General features: G+C 56.5%; 11 protein-coding genes and 1 pseudogene. 2 read left to right on the plus strand and 10 right to left on the minus strand.

Annotated elements, in window-relative coordinates:
• Window positions 1-34: 34 nt before the first annotated feature.
• The 9 genes and pseudogenes from ACZF99_RS17760 to ACZF99_RS17800 all read right to left on the minus strand — a co-directional run bounded on the left by ACZF99_RS17760 (window position 35) and on the right by ACZF99_RS17800 (window position 13,218).
• Window positions 35-1,489: a CoA-acylating methylmalonate-semialdehyde dehydrogenase gene (locus ACZF99_RS17760; RefSeq protein ID WP_483606398.1), complete on the minus strand. Its 1,455-nt coding sequence runs from the start codon at window positions 1,487-1,489 to the stop codon at window positions 35-37.
• 18 nt (window positions 1,490-1,507) lie between these two features.
• Window positions 1,508-2,519: pseudogene (gene iolC, locus ACZF99_RS17765) on the minus strand (5-dehydro-2-deoxygluconokinase).
• Window positions 2,520-2,527: 8 nt separating this feature from the next.
• Entirely contained in the window at window positions 2,528-3,448 is a 921-nt protein-coding gene (iolE, locus tag ACZF99_RS17770; protein WP_483606399.1) for a myo-inosose-2 dehydratase, read from the minus strand.
• Between the two features lie 30 nt (window positions 3,449-3,478).
• Window positions 3,479-5,344: a 3D-(3,5/4)-trihydroxycyclohexane-1,2-dione acylhydrolase (decyclizing) gene (gene iolD / locus ACZF99_RS17775; RefSeq protein WP_483606400.1), complete on the minus strand. Its 1,866-nt coding sequence runs from the start codon at window positions 5,342-5,344 to the stop codon at window positions 3,479-3,481.
• 83 nt (window positions 5,345-5,427) lie between these two features.
• The gene (locus ACZF99_RS17780; RefSeq protein ID WP_483606401.1) at window positions 5,428-7,188 is read right to left on the minus strand and encodes a hypothetical protein; all 1,761 of its coding nucleotides are present in this window, start codon (window positions 7,186-7,188) and stop codon (window positions 5,428-5,430) included.
• A gap of 46 nt (window positions 7,189-7,234) precedes the next feature.
• Window positions 7,235-8,110 carry a carbohydrate ABC transporter permease gene (locus ACZF99_RS17785; protein ID WP_483606402.1) on the minus strand — a complete coding sequence of 292 codons (876 nt, stop codon included), beginning with the start codon at window positions 8,108-8,110 and terminating at the stop codon, window positions 7,235-7,237.
• Window positions 8,111-8,143: 33 nt separating this feature from the next.
• Window positions 8,144-9,046: an ABC transporter permease gene (locus ACZF99_RS17790; protein ID WP_483606403.1), complete on the minus strand. Its 903-nt coding sequence runs from the start codon at window positions 9,044-9,046 to the stop codon at window positions 8,144-8,146.
• Between the two features lie 75 nt (window positions 9,047-9,121).
• Complete coding sequence (locus ACZF99_RS17795; RefSeq protein WP_483606404.1) at window positions 9,122-10,741, minus strand: extracellular solute-binding protein; 1,620 nt, start codon at window positions 10,739-10,741, stop codon at window positions 9,122-9,124.
• Between the two features lie 215 nt (window positions 10,742-10,956).
• On the minus strand, window positions 10,957-13,218 hold the full coding sequence (locus ACZF99_RS17800; RefSeq protein ID WP_483606405.1) for a helix-turn-helix transcriptional regulator: 2,262 nt from the start codon (window positions 13,216-13,218) through the stop codon (window positions 10,957-10,959).
• A gap of 552 nt (window positions 13,219-13,770) precedes the next feature.
• Here ACZF99_RS17800 and ACZF99_RS17805 point away from each other — a divergent pair.
• Both ACZF99_RS17805 and ACZF99_RS17810 read left to right on the plus strand, forming a co-directional pair.
• Window positions 13,771-14,724, plus strand: a complete 954-nt coding sequence (locus ACZF99_RS17805; RefSeq protein ID WP_483606406.1) for an IS110 family RNA-guided transposase — start codon at window positions 13,771-13,773, stop codon at window positions 14,722-14,724.
• The gene (locus tag ACZF99_RS17810) at window positions 14,718-15,011 is read left to right on the plus strand and encodes a hypothetical protein (RefSeq protein ID WP_483606408.1); all 294 of its coding nucleotides are present in this window, start codon (window positions 14,718-14,720) and stop codon (window positions 15,009-15,011) included. Before ACZF99_RS17805 ends, ACZF99_RS17810 begins: the two co-directional genes overlap by 7 nt.
• A gap of 160 nt (window positions 15,012-15,171) precedes the next feature.
• Here ACZF99_RS17810 and ACZF99_RS17815 read toward each other — a convergent pair whose 3' ends face one another.
• Entirely contained in the window at window positions 15,172-17,481 is a 2,310-nt protein-coding gene (locus ACZF99_RS17815) for a glycoside hydrolase family 3 C-terminal domain-containing protein (protein WP_483606409.1), read from the minus strand.
• Window positions 17,482-17,484 lie beyond the last annotated feature (3 nt).

The raw sequence follows: 17,484 nt of genomic DNA on the forward strand, positions 1-17,484 counted from the left end.
TCCTCGTCCCCTTGTCACCTAAGTTTCGGCAGGCCTACCAACGCGCCGTCACCATCTTCTTGCGCGTATAAAATTCCACCCCATCCATGCCATTCGCGTGCAGATCGCCGTAAAACGAATGCTTCCAGCCCGAGAACGGAAAGAACGCCATCGGAGCCGGCACGCCCAAATTAATACCCAGCATGCCCGCATCAATTTGATCGCGGAAAGTCCGGACATGGCTGCCGTTCGTCGTAAACAAGCAAGCACCGTTGGCAAACTCGGAGCGGTTGGCCAAGGCAATCGCCTCTTCGAGCGTATTAACCCGAACCACCGACAGCACCGGGGCAAAAATCTCGTCCTGCCACAGCTTCATCTCCGTGGAGACGTGGTCAAAAATCGTTGGCCCCACAAAATAGCCTTTGCCGTCCGTGGCTGCGTCCTTGCGCCCGTCGCGAACCAGCAAGGCCCCTTCCTGCTCGCCAAGCTCGATATATTGCAGCGTGCGCGCCTTATGCGTGTCGCGAATGACGGGGCCCAGGAACACGCCTTCGTCGAGGCCGTTCCCGATCTCAATCGCATCGGCCGCTTCCTTGAGCTTCGCCAGCAATGGATCGGCAGCCTCGCCGACGGCTACCGCAACCGCGCAGGCCATGCACCGTTCACCGGCCGAGCCAAAAGCCGCGCCAATGATCTGCTTCACTGCCGCATCGAGGTCGGCATCCGGCATAACGATCGAGTGGTTTTTGGCCCCGGCAAGCGCCTGTACCCGTTTACCGTGGGCAGTTCCGGTCTTATAAACGTACTCGGCGACCGGCTGCGAGCCGACAAAGGAGATCGCCTTTACATCGGGATGCTCCAGCAGGCCGTTGACGATGTCGTGGGCGCCGTGAACGACGGACAATACGCCCTTGGGCAACCCTGCTTCCAGGAATAGCTCCGCCAATCGATTTGCCAGCAAGGGCGTCCGCTCCGATGGCTTTAAGATGAACGCATTCCCGCAAGCAATCGCCAGTGGAAACATCCAACAAGGTACCATCATCGGGAAGTTAAAAGGAGTGATGCCCCCGACCACTCCAACGGGGTAGCGGTACATGCCCGATTCCAGGTTCGTCGCAATGTCGGGAAGCTGCTTTCCCATCATCAAGGTAGGGGCACCGGCCGCGAATTCCACGCATTCGATCCCGCGCTGGACTTCTCCGTAAGCCTCCTCGAAGCTTTTACCGTTCTCGATCGTGACGATGCGGGCGAGCTCCTCCCAATGGTCCACCAGCAGTTGCTGGTATTTGAACAGGATGCGGGCTCGCCGCGGCACCGCCGTACGGCTCCAGGGTCCAAACGCTTTCTTCGCCAACTCTACGGCGGCGTCAAGCTCCCGCTTTGTCGATAAGGGCACATGGCCTAATATCTCCTCCGTCGCCGGATTCACGACCGGCAGCGTCTGCGCGGAGGCGGAAGCTATCCATTCCCCGCCGATCAGGTTCTTCATGTATGTCACTTCTATTGTCATCGTGTTTGACTCCCCTCCTTAATGAGCACCGTCATTAGCACCGTCGTTTGCGGCGGCGATAAAGTCGTCAACCTGGCGGGTCGTCGGCATCGCATCGGAGCAGCTGTGGCTGGAAACGACGATCGCTGCGGCCGCGCTGCCGTAAGTCATGCTACGCTCGATCGTCCAGCCCTGCATCAAACCGTACAGCATTCCGGCAGCATACGAGTCGCCCGCCCCAAACGTCTTGATAACCCGGGCCTGAAAGCTGCGCGCCCGATGGCTTGAGCCGTCCTTCGCGTAGGCGATCGAACCGTCTTTCCCGTGCTTAATCACAACCAGCTCGGCGCGATGATCAAACCAACCGGATGCGGTCACGCGGTCGCTGCGCTCCGGATTGGAATCGAAACGCTCCATCCTATCAAACTCCTCGCGCGTTCCGATCAGGATATTGCAGTATTCCGCCGCCAGATTGTAATAGACGGCCGTCTCCTCGTCGCTACTCCACGTATATGGCCGGTAGTCCAGGTCAAAAGCGATGACGGCCCCATGCTTGCGCGCATAACGCAGCGCCTGAAATACCGCCTCGCGAGACGGGCTCTTGGCCAGCGCCGTACCGGAGATCAGCAGCAGCTTCGCCTCGGCGATCCGCTCCTCCTGCACCTCGCCGGGCGTTAACAGCAGGTCGGCGACGTTGTCGCGGTACATGAGAATGCTGCAGTCCAACGGGCTTTTGATTTCCGTAAAAGCCAGCCCCGTCACGGCACCGGTACGGTCCGTTACGACATTACGGGTGTCGATGCCGTTTTGCTCCAGATAGCGGACGATAAACCGCCCCTTGATCGTCCGACACCTTGCCGATAAAGCCGGCCTTCCTGCCGAGCCGCGACATGCCGATGCAGATATTGGCCGGCGAGCCGCCGACATACTTCGCGAAGGTTAGCGTATCCTCCATCGGCCGGTTGATTTCGTTTGCGTTCAAATCGATGCACAGTCGCCCGATCGCAACGAAATCGACCGGCTTGCTTGAATCGAAAACCAGCGTGCTCATCTTGCGATCTACTCCTCTCCGAATTTGCCGTTTGGTGGTCGCGAAGCTAAATAGTCCAGGGAACGCCGTGCATATTCGTAAGCCGGATGGAGTGCCGGATCCTGCTCGCCTTCCAGCATGGCCCAGCCGTCGTAACCGCGGGCCGCCAGCTCCGCCAAGATCGGGCCGAAGTCGATCCCGCCGTCGCCGGAAACCGTAAATACCCCTTTGCGAATGCAGGTGACGAAATCCGCACCTTCACGGCGTGCCTCCTCCAACACGGGGAAGCGGACATCCTTGAGATGGATGTAGGCGATCCGGTTCGCGTGCTTCCGCAGCAGCTCCAGCGGATCGGCACCACCGTAATAGGCGTGACCCGTGTCGTACAGCAGATACACCAGTGATGGATCGGTCAGCTCCATTAAACGATCGATTTCTTCCGGCCGTTCCACCACCGTTCCGCCATGATGGTGATAAGTCAGCTTCATGCCGTAATCCGCGGCAATTCGGCCGGCGGCGTTTAACCCCTCGGCCAATGCCGCCCAGCCGGCGGCGTCGAGCCTTTGCACTTCCTTCTCGTGCGGCGTGCGGCGCGGATCGAAATGCAGCGATCCGCCAACCTCCGCCGTGCTGATGACCGGACTGCCCATGTCATGCAAAAAGGCGGCGTGTTCCCGGTACGCTTTCAGCTCGCTCTCATGATAAGCCGGGTCGGAGAACAGTACCGACTTCCATTGGGAGACGAGCTGGATCCCTCGGCTTGCCAACGTCTCCTTCAAAATGTTCCGATCCTTCGGAAATTTGCGGCCCATTTCCGTTCCCGTCAAGCCCAGCTTTTGAATCTCGCCAAGGATTTGTTCATAGGACGTTGTCTCCCCATGTTCCCGCACATCCTCGCCAACCCAGTTAATCGGGTGAATGCCCAGCTTCAGCTTTAGTCCGTCCAGCATCTCTTTTCCACCTCCAGATCCGCTTGCCATTTACGATAGTGCTTTTGCCCGATCCAACCGCTGGCGCATGGCTTGGTGGGCCTCCACAACCTTCGGGCTGGTCGATATCTCCGGCACGCCGACCCTCCACCAGGAATCGTACCCCGCGGTATGAGAGCCCGGCACAACCTTGATATCGATCAGCGTCGTATACGGTTCCCGTTTCGCTTGAATCAGCGCTTCCTGCAGTTCGTCCGCGGTTGTCGCGGTATAGGCCTTAGCCCCCAAGCTGCGTGCATGGGCGGCAAAGTCGATCGGCAGATACTCCCCGGTCAAACCGCCCCCGGCATCGCGTCTGCGGAATTCATTGCCAAACCCATCACTGCCGTGGTTACGCTGCAAGCTGTGGATGCATTGGAAGCCGTGATTGTCAAATAGCAGAAGGGTGATTTTTCGATTTTCCTGCAGGCTGGTCACAAGCTCCGAATGCAGCATCAGATAACCGCCATCGCCCAGAACCGCATAGACATTACGGTCCGGCTCCGCCAGGGCGGCCCCCAACGCGCCGCTGACTTCATACCCCATACAGGAGAACCCGTATTCCGCGTGATAGGTGCCCGAACGCTCCGTTCGCCAGAGGCGATGCATGTCGCCTGGAAGACTGCCGGAAGCGAGCAATACGATGTCCTCCTTATCCAGAAAGCGGTTGATGACGCCTAACGCCCGGGTTTGCGCCAGTCCTTCGTGCAAATCGATTGCGTAAAGGCGCTCCACCTCTTGGTCCCAATCCGCCTTGAGATCCGCGAGCTCGCCGGCGTCGTAGCCGCTTCGGTAAGCTCGCCCAAGCAGCGCCGCCCGCAGCGCCACAAGCCCTTCCCGGGCATCCGCGGCAACGGATACACCGCCCAGCTTCACCACGTCCTGTCCGTTTACATTGAGATTCACGAAAGACGTGTTCTCGCCGAAGGCGGATTTGGACGCGGTCGTGAAGTCGGTGTACCGGGTTCCGACGCCGATAATGACGTCGGCTTCGCGAGCCAGCCGATTGGCGGCGGCCGTTCCCGTTACCCCAACGCCCCCCATACCCAGCGGGTGCCTCCACGAGATCGCGCTTTTGCCGGCCTGAGTCTCGGCCACCGGGATGTCGAAGGCTTCCGCAAAGGCGACCAACTCCGCCGTTGCCCCGCTGTAATGCACGCCCCCGCCGGCGATGATCAACGGCCGCCGCTTTCCGGCGATCAGCTCCGCAGCGCGCGCAATGGCTTCCTTCGCCGGCGGCCGGCGATCGATCACATGTATGCGCTTCCTTAAAAAATCGACCGGATAATCAAAAACCTCGGTCTGCACGTCCTGAGGCAGGGCTAACGTCACCGCGCCGGTCTCGGCCGGATCGGTTAACACCCGCATCGCTTGAAGCGCCGCGCTCATCAACTGCTCCGGACGGGAGATCCGGTCCCAGTAACGGCTGACCGGGCGAAACGCGTCCGCCGCGGATATCGTGTAGTCGCTCGGCACCTCAAGCTGCTGCAATACCGGATCGGGCTGACGGCAGGCGAAATTATCGCCGGGCAGCAGCAGCACCGGAATCCGGTTGACCGTCGCCGTCGCCGCCGCCGTGACCATGTTCAGCGCTCCCGGGCCAATCGAGGTAGTGCAGGCGAAGATTTGCCGGCGGCCTTTTTGCTTGGCGTACGCCGTCGCCGTGTGCACCATCCCCTGCTCATTTTTGCCCTGGATAAAGACAAGCCCCGTCTTCTCCCGCTCGATCGCTTCCCCGATGCCCGTGACGTTCCCATGTCCAAAGATGCCGATGATGCCTTCGACGAACTTGGTTTCCTTGCCGTCCAGCAGGATGTATTGGTTATCCAGGAAGTGCAGCAGCGCCTGGGCCATCGACAGCCGTATCGTCTCTTTCATCCGAACTCATCTCCTTTGAGTACCCGCTATTCGGAAGCCTCCAAATAGGCGTCCGATCGGTTTAACGCCTGAAAGTTATTTGCTTAACGCGACAGCTTCAGTTCAAACGTTCGGTCGTAGGGCGTCAACAGATTGACGATCAGAGTCCGGCAATCGGCCGGATGACCCGTATTGTTGATTCCTAGGGCCCGATGCTCATTCACGCCTCCGTCCAGCTCAATCCAGTGTTCGCCTGATGTCAGGCGAACCTTGCCTTGCTTCCAGAAGAAGCCGCTGGCCGCTGGCTCCAACGCTTCGCCGGACAACTCGCTTTCCGGGCCAATGAGGAACGAAAGCTGCGTCAAAATCGGCTCCTCGCGCTCGCATCGAATGCGAAGGTTCCAGCCCTCCTCGGTTTCCTTGATCTCGATTTCGACCCGATGCTGCTGTTCATGGGTGATTGCCCGCAGATGGTGGGGCAGCAAATACCAGGGACTCACCGGCCCTTGGGCCGTTTCGGGCAACAACTCCTTCGCGACGGGAGCATAATAACCTTTCCGTTCCGTTGCGGTGAGCCGGTACCCTTGCCCCTGCTCCAGCTCCTCCAACTGCTGCAGCTTTACGTAACCCGGCGCGAATGCGGAAGCGAGCTGAACCGCCAGCAATCGCACCTGGCCATGCCGCAAGGCAAAGAACGAATTCGCTGCCGTCATCACGGTTGCACTCGTCTCCCCGCGCCGATACCGGGCGATCGGGGCGCCGAAGTCGGGATGCAGCTTGCTATGGCAGATTCGCCCGTGATGCCCGGCCGCTTCCAGGCCGCTTAAGTAATGCTCCCGCGGGAAACCGCCGTTGATAACCACCCGATAGGAATCCGGCAGCCGTCCGGGTTGAACCGCGGGCTTGCGGAGCTCGGGATCACGGAGTAATCCCAGGAGCGCCTGGTTCGGCAAGCCGCCTGGATGGCTTAGCGAACGGCCGGCCAACTCGGCGATGGCCTCGAACAGCGGGTCCTTATCGCGGTGCGCCAGCCATTTGGCGGCAAGGAAATAGCCGCTAAGATCAAACGGGCTGCCGAAATCCTGGCGCCCCGAATAATCCGTGACGACGTCCCCGCCCGGGTGGATCAAGTAAGCCATCATTCGCAAGTTGCGGCGCACCGGCTCAAGCAGCTCGGGACGCTCCAATTGCTCGGCGGCATAAACCAAAACGATGTCGCTGACCGTGTTATAAATGCCGTTGCTGCGCTCCGTCCATTCGCCGTCCTCCGTGCAGTCGATGCCTTCCGCGAGCCACGCTTCCGCCCGCTCCTTCAACTCCGGCCGTCCCGTCAGCTTGTGCATGAACCCAAGCGCCGAGCATAGGACCCAGCGATGATTCGGCGTGTGACATCCGCCTGTCAACAGCACCGGAATCGTCCGCTCCAGAAAAAGGCGAATATCGGTCGCCGCTTTGCGAACCCGAGGATATTCGACCGCATGGGCCTCAAGCAGCTTATATACCTGGGCCAGACCGCTCACGACAAAAGCGGTGTCGGGCGGCGAGTGAAGATTCGTCCAAGGCGGCGAAATCGAACCGTCTTCATGCTGCGACCGCAACATAAACTGCGCTGCCAGCTCCAAACGTTCCAGCAAGGCGTCCTCATGATAAAACCGGGAATCCCCATTGACGAGCGCGCATGCCCAAATGGCCATATCCTTCGGCGTTCCGCCATGGCTCGGCCAAGCAATCCCGCTCGCCGGTTCAATGACCCCGCCGTAGAAGCGGCTGGTCGGGTCGAGAACTTGATCCTCCATCGCCGCTTGCGCAAACTCGTCATTCATAAGCACCAGCTTGTCGTAGATCTCCATTTCCAAGTGTTCCAAGTGTCATCTCCCCTTTCGCTCCGCCCTGGCATTAGATTTCACAAGGTTATCCCTTCACCGCGCCAAGCATGACGCCGCTGACGAAATAACGCTGGAGCCATGGGTACACGAGCAGGATCGGGATCGTCGCAAACATGACGCTCGCCGATTTCAGGCCTTCGGAGACGAGTTTCGTGACCGCACCGGCCCCTTCCGCCGCCAAGAGATCGGAAATCATGTTGTTTTGAATAAGCTGATATAGCTTTAATTGCAACGGGTACAGCTCCGGGCTGTTAATGTACATCAACGTGTCCTGAAATCCGTTCCAACGACCTACCGCGTAGAACAAGCTGAGCGTCGCGATCACCGGAAGCGACAGCGGCAGGATGATATTGATCAGGGTCCGAACATGGCTGCTGCCGTCAATCTCCGCCGATTCCTCCAGGCCTTCCGGAATGTTGTTGAAAAAGGTGATCAGGATGATGAGATAAAACGGATTGATCAATCCCGGAAGCACCAACGCCCAGATCGAATCCAACAGGTTCAGGTTGCGGATCAAAATATATTCAGGGATGATCCCCCCGCTGAAGAACATCGTAATCACCACGACAGTCATGAAGAATCTGCGTCCTCTCAGCTTTCGCTTGGACAACGGATAGCCGGCGGCGATCGTCATCAGCATGCAGAACAACGTAAACAAAGCCGTCAGCAAGACCGTAAAGCCCAAGGAGCGTATCATCGATGGATCGGTGAAAACCTGCTTGTAGGAATCGAATGTGAGTTCAACCGGAAGCAAGCTGACCTTTCCGGACAGGATAGGTCCTGCAGAGCTTAGAGAAACAGCGAGAATATGGATAAACGGAGCAAGACAAAGCAGCGTGGCGACAGCGATCACAATAAAATTGACAACATCGAACACGCGATTAGCGGTTTGTTCTTTCACGGACGTCCGCTCCTTTCATATAATGCATACCTCCTACATAATCCCTTCATCGGTAAGCTTCTTGGAAATATGGTTGGCCGACAGCACCATCACCAGCCCAACGACCGCCTGGAACAAGCCAACGACCGTTGCCAGCGTGTACTGGCCGGACTGCAGCCCGATGCGGTAGACAAACGTACTGAGCACGTCGGAATACTCACGCACCGCAAGGTTACCGATCACATAAGGGCGATCGAAGCCAATCGTAATCAAATGGCCCAGGTTAATGATCAGCAGCATCACGATCGTCGACTTCAAGCCCGGAAGCGTAATATGCCAGATTCGTTTCATCCGGCCGGCCCCGTCAATGCTGGCCGCTTCGAACAATTCTTTGTTGATGCCCGTGAGAGCCGCCAAGTAGATAATGGTTCCCCAACCTGCGCTTTGCCACATGCCAATGAGCAAATAGGTCACCAGCCAGGTGTTCTTCTCGGTTAGAAAAGGAATGGCCTCATACCCCAAAGAGGTAATTACATTGTTGATCATGCCGGACTGCGTTCCGAAGACCTGCGCGGCGATCCCCCCGATAATGACCCAGGAGATAAAATGCGGGATGTACAGAATCGTTTGCGATAGCTTTTTAAACCAGTTAATCCGCATTTCATAGAGTAGAATCGCCAGAATGAGCGGGGCCGGAAAAGAGACCAGCAAATCCAAGAAGTTAAGCATCAGCGTGTTGCGAAGCGTGATATAGAAGTCCCGCATCCCAAACACTTCCCGGAACGCTTCAAACCCAATCCATTCGCTGCCTCCAATCCCCTGAAAGAAGTTAAAATCCTTAAACGCAATCTGAATTCCGTACATCGGGCCGTATCGGAAAACAACAAAATAAGCTAGTGGTAACGCAAGCAACGCGTACAACTGCCAATATCTGCGGAAATAGACTTTCCAGCTCACAGCGGTCCCCTCCTTATGCAATTGGAAATTGCGGGAGAAGGGGAAGCTCCTTCCCCGCAATGACCCAATCTGACCTTATTTGGACTGCATTTCTTTGTAGACGGCTGTGCGCTCGTCAAGGATCGCTTGGCCTCCACTGGCCATATAGTCTTTCAGCATGGATTCGTATGCGCTTTCAAATTGATCCGTTTTTGACATCGTCACTTTGACGAGCATTTCATGGAATTTCTCCTGCAGTGTCGTGCCGTACTTCGTTTGGGCTTCAATCGGTTTACTCATCACGACCGGCTTGATCAGGTCCGTATTGGCAATAGTTTGGGCCTCCGCAACATCCTTCTGATACTGCGTCGGGAACTGCATTGCCCGGGCCTTCATGTTCAGTTCGTCGCTGCCCAGCTGCTTGCCGTTGGAAATAATCGCCATATCCCCGCTATTGTAGAGGCGGTTGAGCGCTTCTTCGGTTTGGTTCTCCATGACGACCGGAACGCCGTCGACCATGGTGTAGTTCTCGCCTTCGATGCCGTTTTGCATATGGAACAGATGATCGTCCGAAGCCATCCATTCCAGGTACTTGATCGCTTCCACGCCACGTTCACTCGATTTCGGAACCATGATGTACATGCCGTTCGGATTGTACATCGGTTTCGCATGCTTGCCTTCGGAGTTCGCAAAGACGTCTACCGCTTTCAGAATCGCACCGGGAACATTTTTCTGGAGCGTGGCATAGGAGCCATTCTCATAGAAAGGATTGACGTCGTCCTCGCTGAAGAAGCCCACTTTGCCCGAAGATACGTCTTCGCCTAATTTCTTCTTGTCTGTGTCAAGCGCGAAATCCTTGCTGATCAACCCTTCGTTGTACAGCTTATTCATAAACTGCAGCGCGTTCTTGAAGCCCGGCAGCAGCGTCGGATAGTCGTTGGAGCCCAGCGTTTGGGTCAAGGTGTAGCTTTGTTCTTCGGTTAACGGTTCGATGAAGGACCAGAGCAGGGGTTCGTACTGAGCGTTGGCCACGGTCATGGCCATCGGAATGACTTGGCCTCCCGTTTCTCCGGGATCTTGCTCCTTAAAGGCTTTCAGCACGGTGTATAATTCCTCCGTCGTTTGCGGTACGGGAAGTCCCAGCTTATCCAGCCAATCCTGACGGATGAAGGAAGCGTATTTACCCAACTGCGTACGTTTGGCGGGAACCGCGTATTGCGTGCCTTCATACAAGCCGTATTGCAGGATATCTTCGCCCAGGAAGGCCGTTAAATTAGGGGCATATTGCTCAAGGAGTGGGGTCAGGTCGGTTAAGCCGCCTTGTGAGGCATAACGGTTAAAGGTGTTGGTATCATACGTGAATACAATATCCGGCACATCGCTGCCGCTGGCCATGAGAACGTTCAGCTTCTCGACTTCTTCGGAGCGGGGGATCGGTACGAATTCTACGTCAATATTGTTTGAATCTCCGAAGTTCTCTTGCACGTATTTCGTTAAATAATTCTCCGTAATCGTCGATCCGGCCGGCGAGTTGCCCCGATCGAACACTTCAACCTTCAGCGTGGCCCTTTTGCCGCTGGATTCGCCTGATGGCGGTGCAGCGCCCGGATCATTGGAAAGCGAATTTGATGAAGACGAACATGCCGTAAACAACAAGGAAGTAATCAAAATTACCGCAGCGATAGCTAACCCTGATCTTTGTTTGTTTCCAATCATTTTTTCATCCCCTTCTTCGAATAGGTCTATCATCCGATCGGAAGACATTGGATAACGCGTGCTTTCCACTGAGGCTGCTGCCGCCCGTCCGGATTGACCAAAGTATGCCATGGGCCGGAAGGAGCGGCAATAAACAAGATTCAACCCGATAAACCGATGTCCGGATACCCAATTTATGGATAAATAAAGCGAATTCCCGCAATAAACTTGTTTCGCTAAATTCCGGAATGACGGGATTTATCGGGTTTTAATTTCAGCTTTCTGTAATCGCCCGGCGTAACGCCAACGATGCGTTTGAATACGCGTCCGAACGTGATGGAATTGGCATAACCTACCCGAATCGAGATGTTCTGGATGGTCTCATCAGTCTCGGCCAACAGCTCTTGGGCCCGCTCCATCCGTAGGTTGACGATAAAATCAACAAATTTCAGGTTAAACTCTTCCTTAAATAAATAACTGGCGTATTTCGCCGAGATATGAAAACGATCGCTGATGTGCTTTAGAGATAAATCGGGGTTTTCGAAGTTTTCCTCGATATAGGTCTTTAACTCGCTGACCATCGCCCGATGGTTCTTGGTTTCGCTGTACGCGACGTACAATCGGTACAACGCGGTCAAGTGCTCGGAATAAAGCGATTTTAATTGTTCCAGGTTACCCGCTTTCTCCATGTCCTTCCGCAGCCGAATCCCCTCCGGACCTTGGAAAACATCCCGAAGCTCAGCGGATAGGGGGACCATCTCATAACCCAACATGTCCATCATCATCTGCAGCAGCATCCGAATATCTTCGTCCTTTAAACAATCCTTGACCATCCGCTCAAACCATTGGTCCAGACGCATGCGCCACTCGCCGTCCAAGTGCCGGAAATCCCGGACCAGCTCAGAAATCATCGTCACGTATTCATGCCATTTCCGGTCGACGGCCTCCGGCAAATCCTCGCTCATCAGAATTGCCTCTGGTCCCAGCGACAACTTATGCTGCAGGACATCAAGCGCCGCTTTATAGGATCGTTCGATCCGCATCCATTCGTGCTCCACATGGCCGGCACAGAAGAGCAGGGAAAACCGCAAATGCTGTTCGACCCAGGCCTTCCCTTTGTCCGCGAACCCCCGAATGGCCTCCGCCGCTGAAATCTCGTGCTGGCTCACGCCGACGATCATGCCCATTCTCTCCTCGGCGATCCATTCCGCCCAGCCGTACAGGCCGTCGATTTGCGCCAGCTCCTGCAAGACATTGGTAAGCGCAAATTTCAAGGTGTGCTGATCCCGTTCGGAGAACGAGCTGCGAAAATCGGGATAGTTGCGGATTTCCACTACCACAAAAGCCAGTTGGAGCGCCTCCCCCTTCGGCTGAACGCCCAGCTTCTCCAAACGATCGCCCAGCATATCCGGCGTCTCGCCTTGCATGAGATCATAGAACAGCTGCCGGCGGCTGATCAGCAAATTTTCGCGCTGCTGCTTCTCGAACTCAGCCGCTTGCCGAATCAGCTCCTCCAGCGCCCGGTCGATCATGGACAGTTCATCCATCTTTAATCCACGTTTGTCTTCGCGTTGCCTTAATGCTTCGATTCGGCCCACCATCGCCCGGATTGGCTGATAATTTTTTCTCTTGATAAAAATGAGATACAACAGAGCGGCAACGACGGTCAGAGCGCCGAGCACAACCCATATGTATGAAATAAAAGATACCCATGTAAACAGCTGGCCGGCGGCAAGGCCACTCTCGAACTGCCATCCCAGCACCTCTGAGGTCACCCGGTTCGCGACCCGGCCCCTGTCCCCGTTTTGCTGCGCCATGTCGGCTGAACGGGTCGTGAACAACAGTTCGCCGGACGCATCGCGAACGTCCAGGAAGGAAACCTCGCTGCTGTTCATGGAGCGAATCATACGTTCAACCGCATACATATCGAGATTAATCACGATCAGGCCATCGTTTCCAAAAGGCAGAGGCCCTCTCTTGTATGCGGAAATCACCCGTTTTTCCTGATCCGAGTTAAATTCCCGGTAGCTGCGGATCGGCGTCCAACTTCGATCGTCCAGCTTCGTTAGTGCATTTTCCACGAATGAACGGTCAGCAAACGTCTCCAGATCCATCAGTCCGCTGCGTGTCAGTACTTTTCGGTCCTTCATGCGTAAGATATAGATGGATTCGATCAGACTGTCCCGGGAAGCCAGCTCGCGCATGCTGCTTGCCACGTCCAGGATGATCTGACTGTCCCGTTCGGTCAGCCCGACGTTCAGGAAATCCTCGTACCGCTTGTTTTTTTCGAATTCCTCCAGCACGTCCATTTCGATGCCTTTGAGCGAACTGGTCAGCCGTCCCACCACATAGTCCGTCGTAATCCGGTCGGCTTTAACCGTCTGCTTGTACGAAATGTCGCTTACCACAATGACGAAGATGAAAAACAACACCGCCACCGTGATCAAAAAGATAGGAAAATACGATAACAGCATCCGTCGGTACCAATTCCCTTTCATTTCACCACTCCCATATCGAACGCAGTTTCTTTCCATTCATCATAGAAAGCGCTTTCTTGAATATTGTAAGAACACACTTTTGCAAAGTCAACGAATAGGGGGAATGAGGAATCTCTCTCTCGTGCTGTCTGTCAGCTGTTTTGCACGATTATCCCTTTGGCTAAGGGAGCATCATGTTCCGCTATTTTTCGCACGTTATTTCCGGATCGTTCGACTAGTGAACCTCATCGTGTCATCCTACTGTCTGATCAAACGGGATAATCGTGCAAAGGGGCCGACAAAGAGAGTTGACCTGATGCCCAAACAAAACTTTCATGACCGTCCCGGTCACAGGCTATGATGAAAATTTCGTCGTAGCCTTTTTTCTTTCCTTCTTGCATACTTAAATTACCAGCACAAGTTCCAGGCTTTTTGCGGTGGATCTTACCCCGAAAACAAAACTGAATGGACAACCTTCGAAGCACAGGCTATTGGACCGAGAGTCCGGATAAAAAAATTTCATGATTCAGGTTGTCCCGCTGGTTCATAAATCCCGTAAAGGAGTTGAGTCTCATGATGGAAGCCATTCTCGAACGGTGTGCCGGTCTGGATGTCCATCAAGAAACGGTTGTCGCCTGCGTGTTATTCGGGACACTAGATCAGTCTCCCAAGATGGAGATTCGTACGTTCGGAACGATGACTGACGAATTGCTTTCTCTTGGCGAGTGGCTAACGGACATGCAGTGCACGCATGTCGCCATGGAAAGTACGGGCGTTTTCTGGAAACCCGTGTGGAACGTCCTCGAAGCCTTTGAACTCGAACTGTTACTTGCGAATGCCCATCACATTAAGAATCTACCCGGTCGGAAGACTGACATGAAGGACGCCGAATGGATCGCTAAGCTTTTGCGTTGCGGATTGATTGAAGGAAGTTTCGTACCGCCGATCGCAATCCGGGAATTGCGCGATCTGACTCGTTATCGCAAGAAGCTTGTTCACGATGCCACCGCAGAGAAGAATCGAATCCATAAGCTTCTCCAAGATGCCAACGTCAAACTGACGACGCATATGTCAGATATCTTCGGTACATCCGGACGCATTCTACTGCAGAAGGTCGTTGACGGTGAGGTCATCACTCTGTCGTTCCTAGAGCAGCACATGAAAGGAACACTCAAGCATAAATCCCCGAAGCTTCTTCAATCCCTAAACAGCAGACTTCGCAAGCATCATCGGGATCTCATTCGCATGTCTTGGAACCATCTCTTGTTCATCGAACAGTCCATTAAAGATGTAGAGCAAGAAATTCGAGAACGCCTTGCTACAAAACAGGAAGCAGTGGATCTTCTTGTGACCATCCCCGGCGTTAACGAACAAGCGGCCTCCATCATTCTTGCTGAGATTGGCACTGACATGAGCCAATTTAAGAATGAACACAGTCTCTCCGCATGGGCCGGTGTAAGTCCGGGAAACCATGAAAGTGCGGGTAAAAAAAACGGCAACGAGCCCGATCCGGAAACAGCATGTTAAAAGCTGTGCTATGCGAATGTGCGTGGGCTGCTTCCATGACACGAAACACACGATTGTCTGCAAGGTACTGGTCGTGGGTGAAACGCCTCGGCAAGAAGAAAGCCCTAGTTGCACTTGGTCATACGTTGTTACGCATTATCTACCACATGTTGCTCCACAAACGTCCTTATTTGGAGATTGGCCCTGATTACTTGGACCGCTATAAATCCGAGAGTCATAAGCGCAAACAATCTTTAATGATTAAGCAGCTTGAAGCTGAAGGTTACATTGTGACTCGTACTGCATAACATCCGTATCTACCACCCCTCTAGGACTGCCGAATCGGTAGCCCTACTTTGTTGTGCATATTTTCGGCGTTCTCACCCACTTTGATTTTCATAAAAAAAAACAGCGCAAGTACCGGGGGCAACTGCCCTCGGATCCTTGCGCTGCAAGTATAACGAAAGTTTACAATGTCACGGCCAGTTCGGCGGAAAGCGTATCGCGGCTGTTGCCCCCGACTTGAACGATCACTTTGCACGGAACCGCCGCAAAACGCAGTTCCCGGTTCCAAATCCCCAGCTCCTCCCGGCCCAGCATGAACTCGATGGAGCGGCGTTCTCCCGGGTTCAGCTCGATTTTGCTAAACCCTTTCAGCTCGGCGATCCGCCGGGTGATGCCCGATTCCCGGGCCCGGATGTACAGCTGGACCGTTTCCGCTCCGCTCCTGGCCCCCGTATTTTCCACCTCGACGCGAACCGTCACCCGCTCCCCGTTCTCCAGTTCCGCCGCCGAGACGACGTCCCGGGACAAGGAAAGATCGGCATAAGCAAACTCCGTATAGCTCAGCCCGTAGCCGAACGGGTATAACGGCGCAGACGGCATATCGACGTAATTTCGGGTTCGTCCGGGATCCTTTTGATTGTAATATACGGGAAGCTGGGCTGAGGATCGCGGCAGCGTCACCGGCAGCTTGCCGCTCGGATTCGCCCTGCCGAACAGGAGCTCCGCGACCGCCCGGCCGCCTTCCGTCCCGGGATACCACGCGCAGAGGACGGCGTCGCACAAACCGACGATATCGGCGAGCGCATGCGGTCGGCCCTGGATGATCACGGCGACAACGGGCGTGCCGGTTACGGCGACGGCCTCAGCCAGCTCCCGCTGCACCCCGCCGAGCGACAGGTCGGCCAGGTCGACGCCTTCGCCGCAGTCCATCTCGGACGGACTGCCCTGCTTGACGATCGCCGCGCCGTTGTCTTCGAACTCGCCCCCGAATTCGCGGGCGCTGCTCCCGCCGAGCACCAGCACCGCGACGTCCGCGTCCTTCGCGGCGGCCACCGCCTCGGCGAACCCCGCCTTGGACCGGTCGCGGATGCCGCAGCCCAAGGCGTACACGACGTCAGCGCCTTCCGGAGCGCACGAACGGATGCCCTGCAGCACCGTCGTGCCGCTCCCCTCGCGCTGGACGCTCGTGTAATCGCCCAGTTGGTTGTACAAGCGGTCGGCGTTCGGGCCGATCACCGCGATCCGACGCGGACGGCCGACGATCGGCAGCAAACGGCCTTCGTTCTTGAGCAGCACGGCCGATTCACGGGCGACCTGCAGGTTCACGTCCCGGAATTCCGGACTGCCCACGACGGAAATGGCCCGGAGCTCCGACACGTATGGCCGGTCGAACAGGCCCAGCCGGAATTTCAGCCGCAGCACACGCGCGGCCGCCCGGTCGATGTCCGCCTCCTGCACCAGCCCCTGGCGAACCGCTTCCTCCAGTGTGGAAAAGGCGGTATCCCACAGGCTGAGATCGACGCCCGATCCCAAGGCGAGCGCCGCCGCGGACTCATGGCTGCCGGTCAGCGCCAGCAGCCGGTCCACCGCGCCGCCGTCCGCCATCACCAGTCCTTCGAAGCCCCATTCCTCCCGCAGGATGCCGGTCAGCAAATCGCGGTTGGCATGGCAGGGCACACCGTCGATTTCGTTGTAGGCCGCCATGAAGCCCGCGGCTCCGGCGAGCGCTCCCGCCCGGGCGGCCGGGAGATGAATCTCCCGCAGCTCTCGCGGCCCGATGGCCGCCGGACCGGCGTTGCGCCCGCCCTGAGCCGTCCCTTGCGCGCATAAATGCTTCAGGACGACAGCGACACGGTCCGGCGCGTCCAGCTTCCGAGGATCGTCGCCCTGCATGCCGCGCACCGCCGCCTCCGTGAAGCGGGCGGCCAGATAGGGATCCTCGCCGTAGCATTCCTCGGAACGCCCCCAGCGCGGTTCCTGCAAAATATCAAGCGCCGAGACGAGCCCGACGTGAGCGCCGCGGCTGCGGATTTCGGCCGCCACATGGGCGTATGCCCGCTCCATCAGCTCCGGGTTCCAGGTCGCTCCGGCGCCGAGATTGACCGGCAGCAGCGTCCCGTCCAGCGCCTGGTGGCCGTGCGGACATTCCTCCGTCAACAGGACGGGAATGCCCAGTCGGGTATGCTCCAGCACGTACCGCTGCACCATGTTGGCCACCTTCGCGCTATCCGCCGCTGTGATGCCGTTCCCGTAATCCACGCCCGACCAGGGATCGCTGCGGAACAAGCCGTACAGCGCCCCCATCCCGCCGCCTTTGGCCACCTCGTTCTTAAACGCATCGGTCAGTTCGAACGTTTCGCCTTTCCGGAGGTAGGCGTCCCAGCCGTACATGCGCTGATTGAGTTGGCCCACCTTCTCCCGAAGCGTCATCCGACCCAGCAAATCCGCCACCCGCTCTTCCAAAGGAGCGGACGGCCGTTTATAAGTTTCCATCCG

Source organism: Paenibacillus sp. JL3B1040, assembly GCF_057063165.1.

Coding starts and splice junctions, on each gene's coding strand:
- ACZF99_RS17760 (WP_483606398.1), bottom strand. CDS start 1,489: ATGACAATAGAAGTGACATACATGAAGAACCTGATCGGCGGGGAATGG.
- ACZF99_RS17805 (WP_483606406.1), top strand. CDS start 13,771: ATGATGGAAGCCATTCTCGAACGGTGTGCCGGTCTGGATGTCCATCAA.
- ACZF99_RS17810 (WP_483606408.1), top strand. CDS start 14,718: ATGTTAAAAGCTGTGCTATGCGAATGTGCGTGGGCTGCTTCCATGACA.
- ACZF99_RS17795 (WP_483606404.1), bottom strand. CDS start 10,741: ATGATTGGAAACAAACAAAGATCAGGGTTAGCTATCGCTGCGGTAATT.
- iolD (WP_483606400.1), bottom strand. CDS start 5,344: ATGAAAGAGACGATACGGCTGTCGATGGCCCAGGCGCTGCTGCACTTC.
- ACZF99_RS17800 (WP_483606405.1), bottom strand. CDS start 13,218: ATGAAAGGGAATTGGTACCGACGGATGCTGTTATCGTATTTTCCTATC.
- iolE (WP_483606399.1), bottom strand. CDS start 3,448: ATGCTGGACGGACTAAAGCTGAAGCTGGGCATTCACCCGATTAACTGG.
- ACZF99_RS17815 (WP_483606409.1), bottom strand. CDS start 17,481: ATGGAAACTTATAAACGGCCGTCCGCTCCTTTGGAAGAGCGGGTGGCG.